Origin of the sequence: Legionella jamestowniensis (assembly GCF_001467745.1) — a bacterium.
Lineage (GTDB): Bacteria > Pseudomonadota > Gammaproteobacteria > Legionellales > Legionellaceae > Tatlockia > Tatlockia jamestowniensis.
On sequence record NZ_LNYG01000013.1, the window covers coordinates 2,219,568 to 2,243,074 of the forward strand.

Consider the following 23,507-nt stretch of genomic DNA (forward strand, 5'->3'; position numbering starts at 1 on the left):
TTTCTACGCTGTTAAAATGTTTGGTCTTAGGCGCAGGGGAAAGTATGTGAAAAGGACGCTTATTGCCAAAAACACGCTTAGCCATCCCATTAAGTAAAAGCAGTCATCAAGGGCTAAGGCGGTAGCCTGACGCGTTAATAGGGCACTTAGTTGAGCAAAAGCCTTCTTTCCTTCCATGTGGAATTGTTGAGCTCGATTTAAAAAGTCCGTTGTTCTTTGCGAGAATTCCGTCAAATTCTCACCTAATCGCTCGTAATAAAAAACCTGCCGACGATGCCATAAAATAACAAACAAGGAAGCGCCAAGGCCACAGCTGATTAGTCTTACAATATGAAAGAAATTGGCTGATTCACTTAGTCTTTGGGGGTACATTTGTACTGAAAGCCTAAAAAGGGGCGGTAAAAATAACATAAGTCCTATCCCTGCCAAAAAACGGGAATAAGCAACACGGGCAAAATTAATTTCCACATTAAAAGAACTGGTATAAAAGCAGGACACTGCAAAAAATAGCAAGGCTATAGTTAGGGGTAGTCTTGGATCAAATTGTTTATGGTTCAAAAAAACAGGCACCCACGCGCCAAACCCCATCGTGCCAATGATAATAGCAATCCAATTAGGTGTATAGTTTATGTAGAGTTTAAGCCACAAAGAAAGCAACACGACCATGCCAAAATAAATGGCAAATAATAAAGCAATATGCAGCATTGCGAAGGCAAAATAAAAATTCTTCAATAATGAAAAATCAATGACAGGATGTAGGGCGCTAAGACTGTACAGGATAAAAAAGATAAGCGTTAAACTTCCAAAAACCAGTAAAAAACTAATCAATGGAGAACGAAACCAATCCAGTTCTTGTCCAGTGATTAAGGCACTGCTAATGAAAAAAATGCTGATAAAATAGGAAATATAACCCACGGTATCGAAGAGTGCTTTTTCAGGCGGTCGATGAAATGCTCTAAACCTAAAGCCCATGTAAATTATTAGAAACAAACAAAGTGGGATATTACTAAGAAAAAGCAGCCGCCAATGATTAGAGTAGGCAATCCAGCCTCCCCAGCTCGCTCCTATGACAGGAGTAAAGGTAAAAACCACGTATAAAAATGACAATAATTTTGTTTGTTTTTCTGGAGGACAGACATAGGGTATCAATGTGCCAGTAATGATCAAGTACAAAGGGCCTGAGGCCAGTCCTTCCAAAAAACGAAATAAACAAAAGTGAAAATAATCTTGGGAGGTTGCACAGAGTAAGGAAAAAACAAGCATTAAACTTAGGCAGATAAGATATAACTGCACCGCACTTAGCTTGGTCATGCAAGGTTTTCCAAAAGGAACACTTAAAGCATTTCCAATACAAAAAAAGCTAACACCATATACACTTAAAAAAGTGCTACTTCCTAAATCACCAACGATGTAAATACCTGCCATAATAGGCAAGGTGAGATTAAAAATGACTGCTGCAAGCGATAGAATCAAAATACCCAAAGTCATCAAGGTTTAACTCCAGCAATCGAAATGGCTTTGAGATTTAAAGGATTGTGTGCATAAGCTTTTAAATCGGGATCAATATTTTTAGCAATAATAGCGGCAATGAGGTCTTTATCACCTGTTTCTTCCTTGTCAAAAATAGTGGTTGTGTAAGAAGGTCCACCAAAGGAAGTAGGAACCAGTAGCCCATCTTGCGTTGAAATATTAGTGGTGGCTTCCAATGACAGACCAATTCGCAAGGGGTATTGTTTTAATTCATCGGTGTTTAACGCCACACGGACAGGAAGTCGCTGAACAATTTTAATCCAGTTTCCGGATAAATTTTCAGGGGGCAAGAGTGCAAAGGCATTACCTGCCGCGCCTGGTAGGCCTACAATTTTACCGTGAAAAACAACGGATCTTCCATACAAGTCTGAAGTAATAGCAACGTCTTGACCAATACGAATATGCTTGACTTGCGTTTCTTTATAATTTGCATTAACCCACATCTGCTCAAGCGGAATAACAGACATCAGTGGGCGATGGGGTCTTACCCACATGCCTACCTGAATTGTCCGTTGGGCAATAAGCCCTTCAACAGGGGAATAAATTTTACAACGATAAAGTTGTACCCAAGCCTCTCTCACTTCCTGCGCTGCTTGTTGGATTAAAGGGTGTTGTGTAATAGAGCTTCCTTGCACAAAAGCGAGTGTTTTTTGGTAGTTATTTTTAGTACTTTTTAAGGCTGCAAGACTGGCTTTTAAATCGTCAGCCGCATTTTGATAATCTTCAAGCGAAATACCTCGTGCTTTGATTACACCTGCGCGATGCTGATAATTTTGTTTTGCTTTCAAATGCTCAGCCCGTTTAACATCAATATCAGCCCTAAGACGAAAAACATCATGAAAGGCTTGGCAAACTTCGCGAACGGTGAGTGCTAATTTTGCCTTGGCTTTTTCCAGGGCAATTTTCGAATCCGTTTCATCCAGGGTAACAAGCAATTGACCTTTTTTAACCAAAAAACTGTCATCCGTGTAAATTCCAGTTACAAAGCCTCTGCGTAACGCATTAATATGGACCTGGTTTCCCTGCACATAAGCATCGTTGGTGTAGACTTGCCAGCGCCAGATAAAAAACCAGTAAATAAAAAGAAGCAATAGTAAAATTAAAACGATTATCGAGAAATAGTAGGCAGAATTTTTTCTGTTCATGACTGCCTCTCTAAGGGAACATTAACCTGACAGTAACCACCGCCTAATGCTTTGATTAATTTAATGGATGCTAAATACTGGTTGTAAAGCAAGCCAAGATTAACCAGTTTTTTTTCAATCAGTTCCTCTTGTAAATTATAAATATTAAAGCCGCTATCTAAACCTTCACGTTCACGTAACACCGTAAGGTTATAGCGTTTATTCGTCGAATTAAGAATGCCAATTTGTTCCCTTTTTTGTTGATAAACACGTTGTGCAAAATCAAGTGTATCAAGAACCTCTTGAGTACTTCGTAACAATAATGCATTGTAAGCGAAGATTGCTGCATCAAATTCTGCCTTGGTAGCTTTAATATTCGCTTTGATAGCCCCGGCCGTAAAAATGGGTAAATGAATGGCAGGTCGAAGTGCGGCAGTAAAACTTGAACCCTGCAACAGTTTTTTCCAACTGGTACTTTCCAAACCCACTAGACCAGTCAGGTTCACATTCGGCAAATAGTCGGCCATCGCCGCGCCTGTTTTGTAGGCCAAGGCTTTAGCTCGCCATATTTGCGCCATTAGATCAGGTCGGCGGGCTATAAGATCCAACGAAATGGTTTGAGGTATTTGCAATTGTCGAGGTAGGCCCGGCAATTTAGGGTGAAGGGATAAAGGAGCTTCGGGATTGCGCCCGGCCAGCACATTGACTAGATGTTTGTCGACAGCTATTTCTTCCTGGATGCTACTGAGTAATTTTTTTGCCTCTAATAAATTCTCTTCTGCAGCATAAGCAGGCAACTCATCGGCAAGACCTTTCTTAAGCATGATATTTTGTAAATTAACAATGTTGCTTCGAACTGTAACCAATTGTTCATAAAATTGTTTTTTGACAAGATTTACCTGATAGGCAAAATAAGCTTGTGCAAGGGCTGTTGTAATTAATAAACGAACTTCAGCAGCCTCAGCTTGTTGCGCTTTTACTTTTCCAATGGCCTCATAGAAAAGATTATGATTCTGTCCCCAAAAATCGAAATCGTAGGTAAAGGATAATGATAAATCCAAAAGGGTGACGCTAAGAGGAAGGTTATGATTTAAGGCTCGATACAAACCATTTTTACTTAAGTATTGCCTGTTTTCTGTTGCATCAAAAAAAAGTAACGGGAAAAGGGCAGAACGGGTGACAAGGGCTTCTTGCTTGGCCACTTGCACGCGGCTTCTGACTTCCTGAAGAGAGGGGCTTTCTGATAGAGCATCCTGGATTAAACAATTTAATTCCGGTGAATTATAAGCAAGCCACCAACGTTTATTAGGCCAGTTTCCCGCTTTAAATATTTTCTTGTCCTTAAGTTTTGTTTGTACTGCCTGATTAATTTGCGGTGTTGCTTTTAAATGCTCTACTTGTTTGTGTGGGGGTAGGGCGATGCGACAGGATACTAAAAAACATAGTCCAAGAGATATACCTATCTTAAGGATGCTTTGCATGCCCTGTATCCTATAGTTGTAAACACTTCTATCCAAACTAAAAATTTAACTTTAACTCAGAATCACAGGAATGACTATAAGGAAAACCCGGTTGTCGCTAAAGTGTCAACCAGACTACCGTGTTTCCCGACGTCCCGCGGCTTTGTCCGCGGGATCCAGAAATGCTGCGCCAAAACACTGGGCCCCGCGGACAAAGCCGTGTGGCGTAAGCAGAGATGCGTAAAAGATTTAGTAGCTCCGGCTAGAATTTTGTCATGGATAAAACATAAGTTATTATTCACCCCTAAATTTTGTTACCTTAGCTGTGTAATTAATTATGTATTCACTCATTCGACCCTTTCTGTTGCAAATGGATGCCGAAAAAGCCCACCATCTAACCTTGTCACTATTAAATTGGCTACCAAAATGTTGGTTTAAACAAGAAAAAGGGCAACCTGTTAATGCGTTGGGGATGACCTTTCCCCATGCCATTGGACTTGCGGCGGGTTTAGACAAAAATGGCGAATATCTAGAGGCTTTAAGCAAACTTGGGTTTTCCTTTATTGAAATTGGCACAGTCACCCCACGTCCGCAATCAGGAAATCCCAAACCCCGTTTATTTCGCCTACCCCAAGCGCAGGCATTAATTAATCGTATGGGATTCAATAATCATGGGGTGGATGCGCTGGTAACCAATGTTAAAAAAGCAAATTATAAAGGCATATTAGGCATTAATATTGGTAAAAATAAAGACACAGCATTAGCAAGGGCGAGTGAAGACTATGTGCTTTGCCTTCGTAAAGTTTATCCCTATGCTTCTTATGTCACCATCAATATTTCTTCGCCAAATACGCCGGATTTACGCTTGTTACAACAAGATAAATTTTTAAGCCAGTTATTAGGGCAGTTAGTCGAAGAGCAACAGCGGTTAGTCGACAAGTATCAACGGTTTGTCCCTTTAGTGGTAAAACTCTCCCCAGATGAAAGCGATGAAACTTTAAAGCAAATGGCTGACATTTTATTGCAAAAGCAAATTACAGGCATTATTGCGACCAATACTACCTGTATGCGGGAAACGGTTAAACACTTGCCCCATGGTAGTGAACAGGGTGGTTTAAGTGGGCGTCCATTGGCTGAACGCTCTACCTATTGCCTTCGGTTGCTCAAGGAAGTTGTAGGTAATGAAATAACTTTAATTGGAGTGGGAGGTATTGATAAACCTGAAGTAGCGAAGGACAAATTACAGGCTGGTGCTTCGTTATTGCAAGTTTATACCGGTTTAATCTATCAAGGCCCTGAATTAATTTCTGCGTTGATAAGAAGTCTGAATTTGTAGAGCACGAGTCTCCATTATTATCACCCTGCATTTTATATGGACAGGAGATCCAAAAAAATTTACACTAGTGTCATTTATTTTTACACCTTTTTGTGTCTTCTGTAATCTAAAGATACAGTAAAATACACGTTGTTCTAATTTTGCCACCATGGAGTCTCCAATGCCTAAGAAAAGTAACGGGAATGAGTACACTCGGAAGGTTCTTGATCAAAAACAGAGCCTATTAAATTTGCTTAATAAAGAATCTTTTTCCATGCAGGTCTGGCAACATAAAAAAAGCCAAGTTGATGGGGAAATAAGCAAGATTAAATTAAAAGGGGAATTAAGCGCTAAAAATAAAGCTGCCCTTGCCGAGGCAGACCGTCAAATTGCAGAGGGTGTCTACTTCCATCAGCTTAGATTACTAAAGTCAGCTTTAATTACGAAACTTAAGACTTGTGATTCTAAACAATCTCTTGCAACTATCTCATCGCACTATCAACGTCAAATCGAATCGCATGAAAAAGTTGAATTGTCGGAAAATCATAAAAAACAGATAGAAGCATTAGACCAACAAATTATTTCCCTGTATGGTCAAATAAGAAGGCAATTTTTAGAACCTGCTCAAAGTATTCAGCCTGAAAAATCTTCCCCTGGAAGTGAGATTCCCCATCCTGCCAGTCTTCCACCTGTAGAAGAATTAACATTTAATCCAGAGCGGGAAAACAAATTAAGCAAGATAGTTGAGAAATTAAAGTATCTCGAGGAGAAAATAGAAGATATTCAACATTATAAAGAAGACACGACAAAAGCGGTCCGCGAAGTTCAAGCGATTATTGATAGTTTAAGCCAGCTTAATAGAAATTATGTCTCTGGAACTATAGATGACAAGCAATATCAAGACCAGGCTAAAGACATTTTATCAAACGATAAAATAACCGAAATCTCAGAGTTCCGTGGTTTAAAAATGAAAAAAGTTGGCGAGTTGCTTTTGAATATACTTGCGGCTATATCCACAGCATTCATCGGCTATGGGATTGCTGCGGCAGTAAAAGGCGATTTATTTTTATTCCGTCTGAATACCGACACCAAGAATAAAGTTAACGCAGTGGATGCTGAGATTAAAACAGCGTTTGCACCAGGTGCTTAATTTTCATCTGGCCTGAATCATTTTCAGGCTAGACATTGCTTCTTTTTTTAAATCTTAGTTGGCGTGTTTACTATTTAAGAGTACAATTTGCTCTTTCCTATTCCAGCCTTTGCAGACGCATGAAAAAAACGTTTCACGGTAAAACAGGTCCCCTCTATCGACGATTGTTGACTTATGTAAAACCCTTTTGGCCTGTTTTATTACTAGGTATTTTTGCAAATATTCTTTATTCTGGCATTGATGCAGGTTTGACGTACATGCTGCGCCCCTTCCTGGATAAAGGATTCATTGATGTCGATATGACTTTTGTACGAAAAATCCCTTTAATCGTGCTCGTGGGAGTCACTATCCGCGGACTGGTAAGTTCGGCCGGTAGTTATTGCATGACTTGGGTAGCCAGGTCAGTGGTCAAAGTGTTACGACAACGCGTTTTTGCCCACATCATTCGACTACCCGCTGATTATTATGATGAAGCAACCTCTGGGCAATTATTATCAAAAATTCTTTATGATGTGGAGCAGGTCGCGCAGGTCAGTGCAGATGCATTAACTGATTTTGTACAAAATACCTGCCTAGTGATTGGTTTGCTCATTGTAATGATGGTAATTAATTGGCAATTGTCACTCATGTTCTTATTAACCATTCCTTTTGTAGGTCTTATTGTCAGCTATACCAACAAACGTGTTCGTCGCAGCAGTCACAAAGTACAAAAATCAATGAGTGAAGTCACCGAAATTGCAAGTGAAGTGATTGATGGGTACCACGTCGTAAGAATTTTTGGTGGTGTTCAGTATGAGACTGATAAATTTAACAAGGCAACCGAAGCCTCCCGTAAAAATGATATGAAAGTTGCCGTTAGCAAGGCCATCAATGTTTCAGGGGTGCAGATAGTTATTGCGATTGGAATTGCAGCAATTATTTTTGCAGCGATTCAATTAGCGACTGTCATTACTATTACGGCTGGCTCATTTTTGGCAATTATTGCAGCGATGTTGCAATTAATTAAGCCGATGAAAACATTGACCACGTTAAACGCTACCATACAACGCGGCTTAGCAGGGGCAGAAAGTGTGTTTGAATTATTAGATCAACCCATTGAAAATGAACAAGGTAAAATACTGGCTCACAGGGTAAAGGGAGCAATTGAGTTTGATAGGGTCAGTTATGCTTATCGCAAGGGACAAACAATTTTGCATGAGGTGAGCTTTGCGATAGGCGCAGGAGAAACCGTTGCGTTGGTAGGGCATTCTGGAAGCGGTAAAACGACAATAGCAAGCCTTTTGCCCCGATTTTATGAATTAAGTAAGGGGTCTATCAAGTTAGACGGTGAATCTATTTCTAATTTGTCCCTTGCCAGTTTGCGTGCCCAAATTGCTTTAGTCAGTCAGCATGTTACTTTGTTCAATGACACCTTAGCGAACAATATAGCTTATGGTTGTACCCATGCGACGCGTGAGCAAATTATTCATGCGGCTAAATTAGCGTTTGCCGATGAATTCATTCAACGCTTGCCTATGGGGTATGATACTAAAATTGGTGAAAATGGCGTATTGTTATCAGGTGGGCAACGTCAACGTTTGGCTATTGCAAGGGCTATATTAAAAGACGCGCCCATTTTAATTCTCGATGAGGCAACTTCCGCTTTGGACAGCGAGTCTGAACGATATATTCAGGCAGCGTTAGAACAAATAATACACAATCGTACTACATTGGTTATTGCGCACAGGCTTTCTACGATTAAACGTGCTGATAAAATCATCGTAATGAACGAGGGGAGAATCGTTGAGCAAGGCAATCATCAGCAATTGCTTGCTCTGAAAGGTTATTATACTCAATTATACGGGGCACAAAAACAAAGCATTGCACATGAAGCAATTGCTTAGCAGCCTCGATTAATGCACGTAGCCCACCATGAAAAAAACACATCATTTTTCCCTGGCAGTCGATAGGTTATGGTATAGAAAACATCCATTACGCTGGTTGTTATGGCCTTTTGCGCAGTTTTATAAACTAGTAATCAGTATACGACGCGTTTATCTGCTGCGTTTTCGTCAACAGCAATTTCCTGTACCCATTATAGTGGTAGGTAATTTAACCGTTGGGGGGGTAGGCAAAACACCTTTAGTGATTGCACTGGCAAAAAAAATGCAAGCCAGAGGATTGCGCGTGGGTATTGTCAGTCGTGGCTATGGAGCTTCGATAAAACGATTTCCTTATGAAGTTCATCCTAATGATGATGCATGGTTGACAGGGGACGAACCCTTGCTAATTGCCAAAAAAACAAATTGTCCTGTGGTTATCTCCCCTCGGCGCACAGAGGCAGTGCAGTATCTGTTGGCCAACCATCAAAGCGAGGTGATTATCAGTGATGACGGGTTGCAACATTATGCAATGGGGCGGGCGATCGAAATTGTAGTTATTGATGGCATAAGAGGACTAGGGAATAAATTATGCCTACCAGCAGGTCCTTTACGTGAACCATCAAAACGCTTACAAAAGGCTGATTTTATTGTTATCAATGAAGGAGAAGAGGACCAGAATTATAGAATGACGTTGGAGGCTGGTTGTCTAACAAATATTTTGACCGGCCAAGAAGTTAAAAAAGAGGCAATTACCACACCGGTTGCCGCCGTAGCTGCTATTGGCCATCCGCAACGTTTTTTTGCTACCTTGCATAATCTTGGAATTTCATTTAAAAAATACCCTTTTCCGGATCATCACCGTTTTCAGCCGCATGAACTACAATTCAGGGAAAAGATAGTAGTGATGACAGAAAAAGATGCAGTCAAATGTCAAGCTTTTGCCATGAATTCCTGGTATTTTTTACCTGTCGAGGCAACGTTAGACGATACATTTTGGCAAGCATTATGGTCACATAAACAATTACAAGGCGCCGTATAAAATGAAATTACGAGGGTATCAGTGGTTTCTATTCTTTACATTGTTGGCAGGAAGCATTAATACAATTGCAGAAACAGTGGGGTCTGAAACTGAACAAGTAGAAATTAAAGCGAACTCACTCAATGCCTCGCAGGCAGATTGGGTATTTTCGGGCACGGTAACAAATGAAAGTGGTGAACGATACAGTTACTACTTTCAAATGCATCGTAAAGAGTCGGAATTTCATGCTGTTGCGGCTCTTATTGATAGTCAAACCAAAAATCTCATATTGTTTGAAGAAAGTAATGCTGTTATTGAAAAACCTGAGGCTAGTAACTGGCGGGTAGGCAATTCTTTTTTACAATTTAATTCGATTACGAATAGCTGGATTTTTGGTATAAAGACAAAGGAAAAGAAAGGCTTTAATTTTAAAGCAGACATGTTAAAAACCGATCAAAGCACACCTAATGTTCAAAATCTTCGTCCAGGTGTTGACTTGTTAATTCATCAAACGGGTCGTCTAAATGGTCACTTGCAAACAGGTCAGAGAGGCTCGGAACAATTTGTCACCGCATCTAAAGCCTGGTTTAGGCAAGTCTGGGTGAGTAAACCTCAAGCGTCCCCCCACCCTTTTACTGGTATTTTATGTCAATTTAATGATGGGAGCGGTTTTTATGCTGTTAATTTACAAGAAACCGATGCATTACGAGGTGCCCTTGCTGGATGGCGCGATGCCCAGGGCATCCCAATGCCTATGTCACAATTCGTAACTATTAAAGAACCAGAGGAAGGTCTATGGAGTATTCAGGTTGCCTCTCCAAAAATTAATCTGATGCTGCAAGATATGCTTGCGAAGGAAGATGAACAACATCATTTGGTTGTCGGTGTGACCAACGGTTTAATGCCTGGTTTTTGTGCAATTAGCAAAGATGAAGTCGGATTGAAAATCTTGCCTGAAACCGTGAATCTAGGTTAGTGCAAACTACTTCAAAGATGTATTTTTTTCCGGCAAGAACTGAACCAGACTGGCAGCAACAATCAAACTAATCGGAACCACTAATAATGCAGTTTGATATGCCTCCAAGAGGGGCTTTGTACTAAATTTATCTAGGAAAAAACCAATTAAGGGTTGTAAGAGAGGGGCTGTAATCATTGCCAAGGTATTGGTAAACCCTGTACAAGTGGACAAGGATTGACTAGGAGCCAATTCATTGGCTATGGAAAAAGCAAGCATATAGGCTCCACAGCAAAGCCCAATCATTAACATTAAAAAGGCAATAAGAAATGGACTGGATAACGGCAAATAAAGAACCAATAAAATCAGTCCGGCTGTTGAAAGGCAAGAACCAAGCATTAAAGGCTTTCTTTTAAAAAGGATAGCTAAATAACCAAAGAGAGGGCAACTAAGCGCTGCACCGAGAAAAATCATTGAGTCAATTGCACTTGCTGTTTTTAAATGACACAACAGTTTGATTTGAATAAACGGGACGGCCCACATCGCGCCAAAAACGGTAATTACGGTAAAGCTTAATCCTACAAACCAGCCATTAATCCAAGCGCGGCCATTAGTAACTATTTGTTTAATTTGTTCACTAAATTTGAAGGGAGACGGTTTTAGGGGGCTTACAGGAATATATTGCCAGCTGCAATAAGCAATGCCAAGACTAACAAAGGCAGCAACATTAAGAAAGCTTCGCCATCCCCATTGAGTAATGAGTGCTCCAAGACTTATCATCCCTACCATAGTGGCAAGAAAACCCAGTGTTTCTGATAAACCAATCATAAAACCAAACTGTCTCAATGGAAAATGTTGTCTCAATAAATGGGATAAACCAACGAAGGCAAAGGCAGAACCTGCTCCTATAATCACTCTTCCTATAATTAAAAAAAGAAGACTATGGCTATGGGCGAAAAAAAAGCAGCCTGCGCTACAAAAGAAAGCACTGGATGTTAACAATGCACGTGTATTTTTACGATCAAATAATAAACCCACAGGAATTTGCAGGCTGGTGTATACGTAATAAAAGGCACTGCCTAAAATCCCCGCCATCAGTGCTGAGAGATTCATCTCATGCATAATGGCACCTATGATAACGCCAGAGGACAATTGTAGAAAAAACTGAAAAAGTACAAACGAAACACCAATTAACCAAATACCATAACGTTCTGGTGTTTTTATATAGGAAATACTAACCGGAGTCATCAAATTATATACAATCAGTAAAAAGAGGGTGACTATACACAACTTTAACAAGATTGGGTATATGATAGGTCATATTGACTAATGAATTAACCTGGTTAACACCCTGTAATTATAGAGAGACAGAATGAATTTAAGAGATTTGCAATATTTTGTTGTTCTGGCAGAGGTGATGCACTTTGGAGAGGCAGCAAAAAAATGTCACATTAGCCAACCCACATTAAGCATGCAAATTAAAAAACTTGAAGATGAATTAGGTATTTTGCTTTTCGAGCGTAATAATAAGCAGGTCATGTTAACAGAAGGTGGACGTTCTGTCCTTGAGCGGGCGCAACAAATACTGACTGAGGTTTCTGAAATGAAAGAGATTGCTCGTCAGGCGTCAGATCCCTTTGCTGGGGAACTGCATGTTGGTGTTATCCCCACGCTTGCACCGTATTTGTTACCGCATGTAATGCCAGCAATTCAAAGTACTTTTCCCAAGTTAAAAGTCTGGTTAGTTGAAGAAAAAACACATCATTTAATTGACAAGCTAGCCAGTGGACAATTGGATGCCGCTCTTATGGCCACACCCATTTCAGAAGAGTTCGCCTCTCAAATACTTTTCGAAGAACCCTTTTATTTTGCTTCAACCAATAAAGGCAAACATCAGTCGAAGAAAGAAATGCAACTTGGCGATTTAGTCCATCAGCCAGTGATGTTATTGGAAGAGGGGCATTGTTTACGCGAACAGGCAATTGCTGTTTGTCAATTAGTCAAAGCTGAAGGAAGGGCAGATTTTACCGCAACCAGTTTGGAAACTTTACGCTTTATGGTTGAAGCAGGTCTTGGAGTTACACTCTTACCTGCCCTAGCGGTACAGGAGAATAAAAGAGGATTACAGTTAACTCCTTTTGCCAAACCTGCCCCTTCTCGAACGATTGCCTTATACTGGCGTCGCGGTACTGCCAAATTGCTGTGCTTGCAAGCAATTGGAGAAATAATAACCTGCAGGGTAAATGAGTTATTAAAAGAAAAACACAGCTGATAGATTTAAGTGGAAGTAGTTGAACTCCATATACAAAATTTTTTATGTGGTCATTGTGAAGTAAAGTGAAGCAATCCATTACAAAATTCCATCACAATCCCTAAATTAACCTAATTGATGTACCTTAATCAGTATACCCGCGTGTGGATGATCCAGATAATAAATGTCACCACCTTTGATGCGTTGTTTCTGGGAAAAAACAAAGGCAGTATTATTTGCCGTAGAAAATAATAAATTAGCATCCAGTAAATAATAATTCGAGCGACGAACCCTTATGGTGCCTTCCACATTCCAACCATCTCTACTGAGTTTTGGTAATACAATGGCTTGTTGGTTGTTAAAAGGTTGAAGCCAACTGTAGTGCAAAAGTACATGATATTGGGGTTTACGATTTAAAGCCCAATACTCTTGTCGTAATTTGGAAGTTGAGGGGGGCAATAAATGATAGGGGGTTGTTGCTGAGTTGACCTCTGTCCTTAAAGGGATTCCATGCAAGCTACCAGGTATTGCAGCATTAAAATCACTCAGCAAGGAAGACGCATTTTGATGAGTAAAAATGATTAAGTCAACTTGATAAAGCGCTGGTTTTTTTCCTTGTGCCAGGCATGAAAATAGTATCATGGCCGCTAATATCATTCTTCTTAACATGGGATTCTTCTTATTTTTGGATTAAAAAATTTATGCTGAATCAGAATTATGGATTATACACACTACCTTCTAATTCTGTCACCAGTGAAAAGTTTAACGATTAAGAGTCTATCATTATTGCCCTCAAGACTATCTCTTTGTTACATTGAGAAAATTTCATCTGTTGAAGACGTAACATGGCTAATGTAGCCGAAGTTAAAAACTTGAGCGTGGCATTTCAAACGGTAGATCAAACAGTGACGGCGGTGAATGAGGTAAGTTTTTCTCTTATCCCGGGCGAGACTCTGGCCATGCTGGGGGAGTCTGGTTGTGGTAAATCAATCACGTCGCTGGCTCTCATGCGGCTTTTGCCACCTAACGCTTTCTATGGTAAAGCAAGTGAAGTGCTCATCCAGGGCGAAGATATTCTTAATTTACCGGAATGTGTGATGCGCAATCTTCGTGGCAAACGTTTGGCTATGGTGTTTCAAGAACCAATGACTGCGCTAAATCCTGTGTTAACTATTGGGCAACAATTGTTTGAAGCCCTACCTAACTCTCTTAAAAAGAATCGCTCTCAAATAATAGAATATTTAATTGCTTTACTTAAAGAGGTTGAAATTCCAAAACCGCATTTACGTTTAAGACAATACCCCCATCAATTATCTGGTGGCCAGAAGCAACGAATTGTCATTGCAATGGCTTTGGCCAGTAACCCGGAAATTTTAATTGCCGACGAACCAACAACTGCTTTGGATGTCACTATCCAGGCTCAGATTTTAACGTTACTTAAAAAATTACAACGCCAGCATTGTATGAGTATGTTGCTAATTACGCATGATTTGGGTGTGGTAAAGGCGGCAGCTGATAGGGTTTGTGTCATGTATGCTGGACAAATTGTTGAACAGGCATCTGTTACTGAGTTCTTTACCCAGGTTAAGCATCCATACTCTCAACAGCTAATGGCTTCTGTTCCTGATTTTAATAAACGAGGTCAGCGTTTACAAGCCATTCCAGGTGCTGTACCTACCTTGGATGCTTTGCCACAAGGATGTTGCTTTCATCCTCGCTGTGCTCATGCCTTTTCGCCTTGTACCCACCTTAAACCACAGTTGCAAACTTTAGGCAGTCGTACTGTCCGTTGTCATCTTTATCCAGAATTAACCAAGCCGCCGTTGTTGAAATCTCAACAAAAAAATTGGGTTACGAAAGAGACGGTAGCGGAAGAACCTATCCTTCAGGTAAACAATTTGGCGGTTTATTTTTATATTAAAAAAGGTTTATTTGAGCGAAGTGAAGAAATTAAAGCAGTGGATGGTTTATCGTTGGAACTGTATTCCGGTAAAACACTGGCCCTTGTTGGTGAATCGGGTTGTGGTAAAACAACTGCCAGTCGCGCATTGCTAAAACTACAACCTATTAGTGATGGAACGATTATTTATCGAGGTGAAAATATAAGCGATTTTCGAGGTGAACGGTTGCGTAATTATCGAAAAAAAGTACAAATCATTTTTCAGGATCCGTTTTCGTCAATGAACCCTCGTATGACTGTGGCTGAAATTTTGGCGGAAGGAATGGTGGCTCAAGGTGCGCCTACCAATTTAATCAAGAAAAAGCAGCAGCTTCTATTGGAACAAGTAAACTTGCCGCGAAATTGTTTGCACCGTTACCCTCATCAATTTTCGGGTGGTCAACGGCAACGGATCTGTATTGCCAGGGCGTTAGCAACTGAACCAGAATTACTTATTTGTGACGAACCAACCAGTGCGTTGGACATTTCGGTGCAAGCGCAGATTTTGAATTTATTGAAAGAATTGCAACAGGAAACAGGCTTAACCTACTTGTTTATCACCCATAACATGGCTGTTGTTGCATACATGGCTGATGAAGTACTAGTTATGCGGCAGGGACAAGTGGTTGAACAGGGAACTTGCGAACAAATCTTTAAACATCCTCAACACGCTTATACACAACAGTTGTTATCAAGTGTTTTACAAATTTAGAGCAGCTTTTTTCTCTGCCAATTCCGTTTTTGACGCTTCGTATTGGTCACGTAAATTAGCGATTACTTTCTCAGGTTGTGCCTGTTCAACTTCTTTAGGGAAAATTTTATGTGGCCATTGCAAAAAACTGGATATTATAGGATTACATCAAGAGGAAATTGAAACCTGGCTGTCGCTTAAGCTTCAACCAGGCAGTGAGAAATTAAAAGAGTTCGGCTACAAATTCATTCAATTCAGCCAGTGAAACCAATTTAACGTCGTCACTGTTTCGCGCCTTATATTCAACCACCTGTTGTTCTAAATTTCGTTCGCTGATGACCAGGCGATGGGGTATGCCAATGAGATCGCTGTCAGCAAAGAGCACGCCAGGCCGTTCATTGCGATCATCCAGAAGCACATCAATGCCTTGATTGTTAAATTGTTGATAAAGGGATTCAGCGGTTTCCTTGACGGGAGCGGAACGGTGTCCATTAATAGGAATAATGACCAATTGAAAGGGAGCTATATTTTGCGGCCATATAATACCTTTCTCATCATGATGTTGTTCAATAGCCGCAGCGACTACGCGGGTTATTCCCAAACCGTAGCAACCCATTATCATGGTCTGTAATTGGCCGTTTTCATTAATCACGGCAGCATTCATTGCCTTGGCATATTTATCACCCAGTTGAAAAACGTGACCAACTTCAATCCCGCGGCAAGCATGTAACTTTCCTTTGCCATCGGGACTTGGATCGCCTTCTTTGACATTCCTTAAATCATAACCATCCTGATAGGTGGCATCACGTCCCCAGGCTGCATGACGATAGTGTTTATCAGCCTGGTTTGCTCCACAAACAAAAGAAGTCATAGCTAAAGCATGATGATCCACAATCACTGGAATGTCCAAACCGATAGGACCCAGGTATCCTACAGGTGCCTTTAATTTTTGGGCAATGGTTTGATCGTCAACAAATTGCAACGGAGTTTTTACCAGCGGGTGCTTCGTTGCTTTCACTTCATTTAATTCATCGTTACCACGTAAAATCAAAGCAACAAGAGGATGTTCCTCTCCAGCTACAATTAATGTTTTTACGGTATCAGCCGTGGCAATATTTAAATAGTTAGCTACTTCAGTAATGGTTTTTTGCCCAGGCGTATTGACAAGACTCATCCTTTCTTCGGGGAGTGAATTCGCCTTGGTAGGAAGTAACGAGGTGGCTTGTTCCACATTGGCGGCATAATCGCTTTCATCGCTATAGAAAATAATATCTTCACCTGAATCTGCCAAAACTTGAAATTCATGAGAAGCTGAACCCCCAATAGCACCTGTATCTGCTTCCACAGCACGATACCGCAAACCCAATCGATCAAAAATACGACAGTATGCCTGATACATGGCATCGTATGTTTCCTGGAGTGATTCCTGGCTCAGATGAAAAGAATAGGCATCTTTCATGATGAATTCTCGAGCACGCATGACGCCAAAGCGGGGGCGTATTTCATCGCGGAATTTGGTTTGAATTTGATAAAAATTGGCAGGTAGTTGTTTATAGGATTGTAATTCATTACGCATCAGATCAGTAATGACTTCTTCATGCGTGGGTCCAAAACAGTAATCGCGTCCATTACTGTCCTGCATAGTAAGTAATTGACCGCCGAATGTTTCCCAGCGGCCTGTCTCCTGCCATAATTCAGCGGGTTGTACTGCGGGCATCAGTACTTCCATCGCATAAGTACGATTCATTTCCTCACGGACAATATGTTCAATCTTTCGTAATACTTTGAGTCCAAGCGGGAGCCATGTGTAAAGGCCTGAGCCTAGTTTGCGAATCATCCCGGCCCTTAGCATTAACTGATGAGAAACAATTTCTGCATCATTAGGGGTTTCTTTAAGAGTAGCCAATAACCATTGCGATGTACGCATGCTTGCTCCTGCTGATAATACAAAAGCAAATATTATATACCCAAGAAACTTCAAAATGCGACTTTTATGCATGAAGTCTAATATCGCATTTTGAAGTTTCTTGGGTATATACTGTAAGCATTATTCCTTGGAACGTGGAATTTAAAAATTTTTTCAGCCGTATGTCCTGGATACTAACGTGAATACCCTTGCTCTCATTCAAACGTTTTGTAAAGTGGTGCAGTGTCGAAGTTTTACCGCCGCTGCTAAGCAATTGGCTATTTCCCCTGCCGCAGTTAGTAAGCAGATTACTCTCTTAGAATCAGAATTGGGAGTCATGCTGCTCGAACGCACCACACGTAAAGTTTCTTTGACCTCCGTGGGAGAGGCTTATTTTCAGGAGGTACAAACTGTTTTACAAGCTTTGGAACAAGCCAAAACAGTGGTGATTGCTTCGCAGGCCGAGCCGAGGGGAGTTTTACGCGTAAAAAGCTCACGTTTTTTTGCCGAAACAGTCATTTTACCACGCATGCCTGCATTAACTGCACGTTATCCCCAGCTAATTTTGGATTTGCAGATTGCTGAGGAAGTGCCTCATTTACTGGAAGAGGATCTCGATGTTGTTTATGGGATGTCCATGCAAGTTGCTTCCAACTCTGTACAGAAAAAAATAACGACAACCCGATATGTGTTTTGTGCTTCTCCACAATATCTTGAGACTCATGGTTATCCCCAACTATTTACTGATTTAGAGCATCACGCTTATCTGACACATAGTATGCGCATTCCCAATGATCGCTGGGTTTTTCATTCAGGGGAAACAATTCAGTTAAAGCCTTCCATGTATCTAAACGATGCAGCTGCCTTGGCTGATTGTGCTAGACGTGGATTGGGCATTGTTGCTTTGCATCATTATCAAATCGCGGATTATTTGGAAAAAGGGGAATTAATTGAACTATTTACTGGCAAATTGCCTGTTATTCCAGTTTTTCTTTTTTATCATCCAGCGCGGTTTTTGCAGCCTAAAGTGCGTATCTGGATAGAAGCAATGACGAGAGAGTTGCCTATGTTCATGTGATGGGTAAATAGGTTACTGAACATCAGTAACCTATTTGCCCACTTTAGCAAGCCTTACGGTTGGTGGGGTTTTTTCAGCTTCTTCCAGGACTTTAATGCTTTTTTCGTGTAAGAAATCAATGACTTTATCTTTGTCTTTAATGATTGGGTGAGAAAAATTATTAAAATCTACTTTTCCAGTCGAAACATCATAAATGGCACCAATAATACTAATGCTTTCCTGATTAATCATTTGTCTTAGGATTTCGCTTTCTTCATAAATTTGGCGCAACGTATTGGCTACATTCAATTCGGTAACATGCTTTACGAACTGACTGTTTTTGCTAGTACGATTTATCCTCGTTTCTGTTTCAGCATGAATGGCCGGCTGAATTTTATCGAGCAATTGTGTAATGTGTCCTTTTTGTACACCATCGCAAGCTGCTTGAATAGCGCCACAGCGAGTATGACCCAAAATAACAATTAATTTTGCGCCTACTACATTACAGGCATATTCAATACTTGCAAGTATATCGTTATTGATGACATTTCCTGCTACTCGAACACAGAACAAATCACCAAAGCTCATGTCAAAAATGGTTTCAACAGGAACACGGGAATCAATACAGCCTAAAACCACAGCCATCGGATGTTGAGTTTCTGCAGTGTACTTAATGTCAATTTTAGAACTTCTATGAATCCGTTGGTCATGTAAGAAGCGTTGATTGCCTTCACGTAATAAACTTAATACTTGGGAGGGCTTTAATGTCGCTAATATGTCGTAGGTCGTTACGTTGATGAAATCGATGTAATTGTGTATATCATAGCGCTCTTGAAACCCTATCAAATTCAGGGCAATTTGTTTTAATGGAGCTTGTTCTTCTTTAAATTCTTTAATTAATTCGATAATTTCCTTGTCAATGTAATCTGAATAACGGGCATCAATAATTAATTGAGAGTTTTTAGGAATTGAATCGAGTTCAGCAACCAGGGATGCCTTATTTAAAAAAGTGATTTGTTGAGGAAGAATCAAGCGATTGGTGATACCGTTAGGATAAATTTCTTTTACAATATCCAGACGGGCTTTGCTGTTGGATTTTAAAATATAAAAGAGACTAATGGCTAAGCCGATGAGTATCCCAGCTAATAAGTTAAAAATCACAATGCTTACCACAGTAGCAATAAAAGGAATAAACCGATCTGTTCCTTGGTTATAGACGCTCTTATAAATGGATGGTTGCGTTAATTTGTAACCAGTAAATATCAGAATGACTGCCAGAGAAGACAAGGGTATCTTGTTAAGCCAATTTGAAATCAGCAAAACAGCGAAGAGAATAAAAATGCCATGCAATATAGCAGATGCTTTGGTTTTGTTGCCTGATTGAATGTTAACGGAGGTGCGAACAATAACAGAAGTAACGGGGATTCCACCCACCAGTCCGGCTGCAAGGTTACCGAAACCCTGAGCAACTAACTCCCTATCCTTTGAGCAATGACGTCGTTTTTTATCCAGTTTTTCGCTCGCCTTAACATTAAGCAAACTTTCCAGAGAAGCGACTGTCGCTATAATAAACGCATACACATATACCTTGGGATTAGACCACGCATTCCAATTCGGGAAGGTTAATTGACTTAAAAAGTCACTAAACCCATTATGACTCGGAATATTAACGAGTTGTGGATTATTTTGTGCGAACGTTGAATTAAGAAAGACAAATGTTTCATTGAGTAAAATACCTGCTATTACCACGAGAATAGGGGCAGGAATAGTTTGCGTCCATTTGTTTTTTACCTTATCGCCATAAATTAAAATAGCAAAGGAAACCAATGAAATAATTACAGCGCCTTCATTGATGTGATAGGTCAAGTCATATAAAGGATTGAAACTTAAACCCTCTGTGGTTTCTAGAAGGTGTGCTTTTAATTCCTTCAAATCAGATGAAAAGGTAAATGCTAAAGGTAATTGTTTAATTATCAATAGAATACCAATAGCACATAATAACCCTTGTACAACATTGGAAGGTACGTAATCAGCCACAAAACCTGCACGCAAGCCACCAACAATAATCTGCAGGATACCTGCTAAAGCCAAAGCCAATAAAAAAGTCTCAAAATTTCCTAATTGACTAATAGCAGCAAGTACTACTGCCGCCATACCTGCAGCAGGACCACTTACACTGACCGGAGAACCACTGAGTGCTCCAACCACAATGCCGCCGATAATGCCGCTTAAAATGCCAGAAAATAAAGGCGCTCCGGAAGCCAAAGCTATTCCCAAACATAAAGGAACTGCCACAAGAAAAACTACGATAGCAGCTACAAAATCAAATTTTAAAGAGCGCTGCTTGTAGACATGAAACTTACGAAAATTTGTAGTTAATGCTTCATTCATGATTAAGGTATCCTGATTTGGGCAACACAATACTAACGCAGTTTGTTTATTTTGTGAACCCCTTTCTTTACAAAAAAGAAAAATTTCTTAACATTGTCCCAAAACACCATTTTAATGGCTTAGATTTAATTTGTCATTATTAAAAGTTTTAAATGATCCGTTCAAAAAACCGCGTGTCTCGGCTTTTGTCCGAGACATTCAAATTAATACCTTATGGAGTTTCACTGCCAAGCAGTGGTATGTAGAAATAGGTTAGGAACAGTCACAATATAGGTCGGGGTTTGCTTGCAGAGATCAACTTTGTTAAAAAAATATTTTTAGACATAGTTGATCTCTTGAAATGTGGCTAAAAACTTTATCTAGTTCCTTTTCAATGTTTACCCCCAAGAGGTAGACACTTGCCATACAATACTAAATGTTTGGCTTATGAAAGAAACTGAACCTGAATTATGGTTTGGCAAATTCATTCAATGAGTGGTCTTTATTGTTCTTCTTCCAAAGGTTGTAATTCTTCATTAGAAAAAACAGTTTCCCCAGGGGTTAACAAAGGACTTATTAATTGATCTTCCAGGTTTTTAAATTGCCAAAGATCCTGATCCATGAGTTGACTTGGTTTAATACTTTGCAGGGCATGAAGCATGTTACTGGGAACCTTGGGATTTTCTTCAGCTAATTGATCGATCAATTTGGCAACCCTTTTGCGCATTAAATTCTCCTGAGAGCCACATAAGTTGCAGGGTATAATAGGATAGGCCTGTTCTTGGGCAAAATTGATAATATCCTTTTCCTGAACATAGCAAAGGGGGCGTATGACGATATGTTTTTTGTTATCACTCAGTAATTTAGGCGGCATAGAACGTATATCGCCATTATAAAATATAGACATCATTAAGGTGCGAATTAAATCATCACGATGATGGCCTAGGGCAATTTTGGTAAACCCATGTTCTTCAGCGTAACGATAAATGATACCTCTGCGCAGTCTTGAACATAATGAACAATAGGTTTTGCCTTCAGGAACTTTCTCTTTAACAATACTGTAGGTATCGCGTGTCAGAATCTCATGGGGGATGTTTCGTTCACTTAGCCATTGACGTAGCTTACTATCATCCCAACCCGGTTGTGCTTGGTCCAAGGTAAAAGCAAAAATGTCAAACTTGTTATTTGAGCGACGCCGTAACGTGTGTAAAAGTGTAAGTAAGGTAAACGAATCCTTTCCCCCCGACAAACAAACCATAACCCGATCACCTCGTTGAATCATGTTAAAGTCGGCAATGGCTTTCCCTGTGTAATGTAAAAGTTTCTTTTCAACCAATGAAGGGGTAGTGGACATAATTACAACAACCTAAAACTAAAAGTTAATATTACACCATTAATCAATTTTTTTGGTGGTTTGAGGGTTAACTACAACAGCAGCTTTAACCGCAGATTTTTTAAAAGTTCCTGTGGTTGATGATTTGGTAGCTGTTATCTTAACTTTTTTAACCCTCGCTTTAAGGGGCACTTGACATGGAAATGCATTAATGCGTGTTGTTTCCAGCCAGGAATTCACTTCTTCAAGATCATTGACGTTGAGAGTGCCTGCCAGATATTTTAAATTAAGTATGGCATTAATCATATTATATTGATCACGGGCTAACTGTTCCTGGGCTTCAAACAAGCGTCGTTGCGCATTAACGACATCCACCATGGTACGTGTCCCAACCTGAAACTGAGCCTCGGTACTTTCTAAAGAGTTTTGCTGAGAGACAACGGTTTGTCTATCTGCTTTAACTTTACTGATACCATCGATAATCGTATTGAAAGCAATGCGACTATTCACAATCACATCGCGGTAAGTTTGCTCGAGTTGCTGGCTGGAGGTTTGAAAATCAAATTGAGCTTGTCTTGTTTGAGATTGTACTAATCCACCTTGGAAAACAGGAAAGTTTAATGCGATGGCAACGCTGGCTGACCCCTGTCTTGATGGAATGAAAAAGGAGGTACTGCTTGATTCATTATGGGTCTGGGACGCATTGCCCTGAATGGCTAATGTCGGCCAGGCACCGGCTGCCTGCACTTTTATTTTTTCCCGGGCCGCCTCCAAACTATATTTGGAGGAAAAAAGTTTATAGTTTTGCAGTAGCCCTGTATTTACCCACTCATCTGCATTATCGGGTTCGGGCCTAATTAATGGAATAGTACTGTTACGAAGAGGGGATAAATGTTCATATACATGATTAGTTAATTTACGTAAATCCTCTTTCCGATTAATTTCGTTATTTCTCGCGGAAATAACTTCAGCAACCGATTGATCATAGGCCGCTTTTGCTTCATAAACAGAGGTAATGGCATCTAAACCGACTTTAAAACGCTGTTCTGCTTGTTCGAACTGACGTCTGTTTGCCCGTAATTTTGCTTCTGCGAAATTAAGGGTATCCCGAGCCAGAAGCACATCAAAATAAGCTTTGGCTGTACGCAAGATCAAATCCTGGGCAGCATCATTGAAAGTAGCTTGCGCCGCTTTAACAGAGGCCTTGGCTTGCTGAACCTGAGCCCAGGCTTGATAATTAAAGATAGCTTGTGAGGTGGTAACCTGCCATTGGTTGCTATTATAAGTCGCCTCTACGCTACCGCCTCCTGCACTGACATTTTCAACATTGCGAGCCGCCTGGGTATTTACTGTTAACTGCGGGTATAGGGCCGCACGAGCCTGTGGAATAGCCTCCGTATTAGACATATAAGTACTGTAAGCTTGTTTGAATGCAGGATCATTTTCTAGTGCCTGCTGATAAATATCCATCAAATCCGTCGCATGGGACAAGGTAGGTAAACCAATAGTTAACATCAAGCATAACAGCGTTTTTTTCATACGAGCT

General features: G+C 40.3%; 17 protein-coding genes. 8 read left to right on the forward strand and 9 right to left on the reverse strand.

Annotation, left to right across the window (positions count from 1 at the left end):
* Positions 1 to 3 precede the first annotated feature (3 nt).
* Genes Ljam_RS14295 through Ljam_RS14305 form a run of 3 tightly spaced genes read right to left on the reverse strand, consistent with a single transcriptional unit; the run spans position 4 to position 4,135 of the window.
* Positions 4 to 1,488, reverse strand: a complete 1,485-nt coding sequence (locus Ljam_RS14295) for an MFS transporter (protein ID WP_058450656.1) — start codon at positions 1,486 to 1,488, stop codon at positions 4 to 6.
* Positions 1,488 to 2,675, reverse strand: a complete 1,188-nt coding sequence (locus Ljam_RS14300) for an HlyD/EmrA/EmrK family protein (protein ID WP_058450657.1) — start codon at positions 2,673 to 2,675, stop codon at positions 1,488 to 1,490. The genes Ljam_RS14295 and Ljam_RS14300 overlap by 1 nt, the downstream gene beginning before the upstream one ends.
* Positions 2,672 to 4,135: an efflux transporter outer membrane subunit gene (locus tag Ljam_RS14305; protein WP_058450658.1), complete on the reverse strand. Its 1,464-nt coding sequence runs from the start codon at positions 4,133 to 4,135 to the stop codon at positions 2,672 to 2,674. Before Ljam_RS14305 ends, Ljam_RS14300 begins: the two co-directional genes overlap by 4 nt.
* A gap of 316 nt (positions 4,136 to 4,451) precedes the next feature.
* Between Ljam_RS14305 and Ljam_RS14310 the strand changes: the two genes are divergently transcribed.
* From Ljam_RS14310 to Ljam_RS14330, 5 genes are all read left to right on the forward strand, one after another.
* The gene (locus Ljam_RS14310) at positions 4,452 to 5,450 is read left to right on the forward strand and encodes a quinone-dependent dihydroorotate dehydrogenase (RefSeq protein ID WP_058450659.1); all 999 of its coding nucleotides are present in this window, start codon (positions 4,452 to 4,454) and stop codon (positions 5,448 to 5,450) included.
* 160 nt (positions 5,451 to 5,610) lie between these two features.
* Positions 5,611 to 6,579: a hypothetical protein gene (locus Ljam_RS14315; RefSeq protein WP_058450660.1), complete on the forward strand. Its 969-nt coding sequence runs from the start codon at positions 5,611 to 5,613 to the stop codon at positions 6,577 to 6,579.
* A 119-nt stretch (positions 6,580 to 6,698) separates the two neighbouring features.
* Positions 6,699 to 8,462, forward strand: a complete 1,764-nt coding sequence (msbA, locus tag Ljam_RS14320; protein ID WP_058450842.1) for a lipid A export permease/ATP-binding protein MsbA — start codon at positions 6,699 to 6,701, stop codon at positions 8,460 to 8,462.
* A gap of 28 nt (positions 8,463 to 8,490) precedes the next feature.
* Positions 8,491 to 9,480 carry a tetraacyldisaccharide 4'-kinase gene (gene lpxK, locus Ljam_RS14325; protein ID WP_058450661.1) on the forward strand — a complete coding sequence of 330 codons (990 nt, stop codon included), beginning with the start codon at positions 8,491 to 8,493 and terminating at the stop codon, positions 9,478 to 9,480.
* 1 nt (position 9,481) lies between these two features.
* Complete coding sequence (locus Ljam_RS14330) at positions 9,482 to 10,435, forward strand: hypothetical protein (RefSeq protein ID WP_058450662.1); 954 nt, start codon at positions 9,482 to 9,484, stop codon at positions 10,433 to 10,435.
* Between the two features lie 6 nt (positions 10,436 to 10,441).
* Here the strand turns inward: Ljam_RS14330 and Ljam_RS14335 are convergent, their stop codons facing one another.
* Complete coding sequence (locus Ljam_RS14335) at positions 10,442 to 11,662, reverse strand: MFS transporter (RefSeq protein ID WP_074881632.1); 1,221 nt, start codon at positions 11,660 to 11,662, stop codon at positions 10,442 to 10,444.
* A gap of 124 nt (positions 11,663 to 11,786) precedes the next feature.
* Here Ljam_RS14335 and Ljam_RS14340 point away from each other — a divergent pair, with 124 nt between their 5' ends.
* On the forward strand, positions 11,787 to 12,686 hold the full coding sequence (locus Ljam_RS14340; RefSeq protein WP_058450663.1) for a LysR substrate-binding domain-containing protein: 900 nt from the start codon (positions 11,787 to 11,789) through the stop codon (positions 12,684 to 12,686).
* A 105-nt stretch (positions 12,687 to 12,791) separates the two neighbouring features.
* Here Ljam_RS14340 and Ljam_RS14345 read toward each other — a convergent pair whose 3' ends face one another.
* Positions 12,792 to 13,334 (reverse strand): CsiV family protein, encoded by a 543-nt coding sequence (locus Ljam_RS14345; RefSeq protein ID WP_058450664.1) that lies wholly within the window; start codon positions 13,332 to 13,334, stop codon positions 12,792 to 12,794.
* 176 nt (positions 13,335 to 13,510) lie between these two features.
* Between Ljam_RS14345 and Ljam_RS14350 the strand changes: the two genes are divergently transcribed.
* Complete coding sequence (locus Ljam_RS14350) at positions 13,511 to 15,316, forward strand: ABC transporter ATP-binding protein (RefSeq protein ID WP_058450665.1); 1,806 nt, start codon at positions 13,511 to 13,513, stop codon at positions 15,314 to 15,316.
* Positions 15,317 to 15,518: 202 nt separating this feature from the next.
* On the opposite strand, the gene Ljam_RS14355 is transcribed toward Ljam_RS14350, so the two are convergent.
* A complete protein-coding gene (locus tag Ljam_RS14355) occupies positions 15,519 to 17,222 on the reverse strand; it encodes a proline--tRNA ligase (RefSeq protein ID WP_058450666.1) in 1,704 nt (567 codons plus the stop codon).
* Between the two features lie 178 nt (positions 17,223 to 17,400).
* Between Ljam_RS14355 and Ljam_RS14360 the strand changes: the two genes are divergently transcribed.
* Positions 17,401 to 18,279, forward strand: a complete 879-nt coding sequence (locus Ljam_RS14360; protein ID WP_058450667.1) for a LysR family transcriptional regulator — start codon at positions 17,401 to 17,403, stop codon at positions 18,277 to 18,279.
* 30 nt (positions 18,280 to 18,309) lie between these two features.
* On the opposite strand, the gene Ljam_RS14365 is transcribed toward Ljam_RS14360, so the two are convergent.
* The 3 genes from Ljam_RS14365 to Ljam_RS14375 form a co-directional block, all read right to left on the reverse strand.
* The gene (locus Ljam_RS14365; protein ID WP_058450668.1) at positions 18,310 to 20,649 is read right to left on the reverse strand and encodes a bifunctional SulP family inorganic anion transporter/carbonic anhydrase; all 2,340 of its coding nucleotides are present in this window, start codon (positions 20,647 to 20,649) and stop codon (positions 18,310 to 18,312) included.
* Between the two features lie 481 nt (positions 20,650 to 21,130).
* On the reverse strand, positions 21,131 to 21,982 hold the full coding sequence (gene ttcA / locus Ljam_RS14370) for a tRNA 2-thiocytidine(32) synthetase TtcA (RefSeq protein WP_058450669.1): 852 nt from the start codon (positions 21,980 to 21,982) through the stop codon (positions 21,131 to 21,133).
* A 39-nt stretch (positions 21,983 to 22,021) separates the two neighbouring features.
* Positions 22,022 to 23,500, reverse strand: coding sequence for a TolC family outer membrane protein (locus Ljam_RS14375; protein WP_082651632.1), 1,479 nt, complete (start codon positions 23,498 to 23,500; stop codon positions 22,022 to 22,024).
* Positions 23,501 to 23,507: the final 7 nt, after the last annotated feature.

Bases quoted from the DNA above. Each gene is read 5' to 3' on its own strand.
- lpxK (WP_058450661.1), top strand. From the start codon at position 8,491: ATGAAAAAAACACATCATTTTTCCCTGGCAGTCGATAGGTTATGGTAT.
- ttcA (WP_058450669.1), bottom strand. From the start codon at position 21,982: ATGTCCACTACCCCTTCATTGGTTGAAAAGAAACTTTTACATTACACA.
- Ljam_RS14375 (WP_082651632.1), bottom strand. From the start codon at position 23,500: ATGAAAAAAACGCTGTTATGCTTGATGTTAACTATTGGTTTACCTACC.
- msbA (WP_058450842.1), top strand. From the start codon at position 6,699: ATGAAAAAAACGTTTCACGGTAAAACAGGTCCCCTCTATCGACGATTG.
- Ljam_RS14305 (WP_058450658.1), bottom strand. From the start codon at position 4,135: ATGCAAAGCATCCTTAAGATAGGTATATCTCTTGGACTATGTTTTTTA.
- Ljam_RS14300 (WP_058450657.1), bottom strand. From the start codon at position 2,675: ATGAACAGAAAAAATTCTGCCTACTATTTCTCGATAATCGTTTTAATT.
- Ljam_RS14335 (WP_074881632.1), bottom strand. From the start codon at position 11,662: ATGACTCCGGTTAGTATTTCCTATATAAAAACACCAGAACGTTATGGT.
- Ljam_RS14365 (WP_058450668.1), bottom strand. From the start codon at position 20,649: ATGAATGAAGCATTAACTACAAATTTTCGTAAGTTTCATGTCTACAAG.
- Ljam_RS14310 (WP_058450659.1), top strand. From the start codon at position 4,452: ATGTATTCACTCATTCGACCCTTTCTGTTGCAAATGGATGCCGAAAAA.
- Ljam_RS14330 (WP_058450662.1), top strand. From the start codon at position 9,482: ATGAAATTACGAGGGTATCAGTGGTTTCTATTCTTTACATTGTTGGCA.
- Ljam_RS14355 (WP_058450666.1), bottom strand. From the start codon at position 17,222: ATGCGTACATCGCAATGGTTATTGGCTACTCTTAAAGAAACCCCTAAT.
- Ljam_RS14345 (WP_058450664.1), bottom strand. From the start codon at position 13,334: ATGTTAAGAAGAATGATATTAGCGGCCATGATACTATTTTCATGCCTG.
- Ljam_RS14340 (WP_058450663.1), top strand. From the start codon at position 11,787: ATGAATTTAAGAGATTTGCAATATTTTGTTGTTCTGGCAGAGGTGATG.
- Ljam_RS14350 (WP_058450665.1), top strand. From the start codon at position 13,511: ATGGCTAATGTAGCCGAAGTTAAAAACTTGAGCGTGGCATTTCAAACG.
- Ljam_RS14295 (WP_058450656.1), bottom strand. From the start codon at position 1,488: ATGACTTTGGGTATTTTGATTCTATCGCTTGCAGCAGTCATTTTTAAT.
- Ljam_RS14315 (WP_058450660.1), top strand. From the start codon at position 5,611: ATGCCTAAGAAAAGTAACGGGAATGAGTACACTCGGAAGGTTCTTGAT.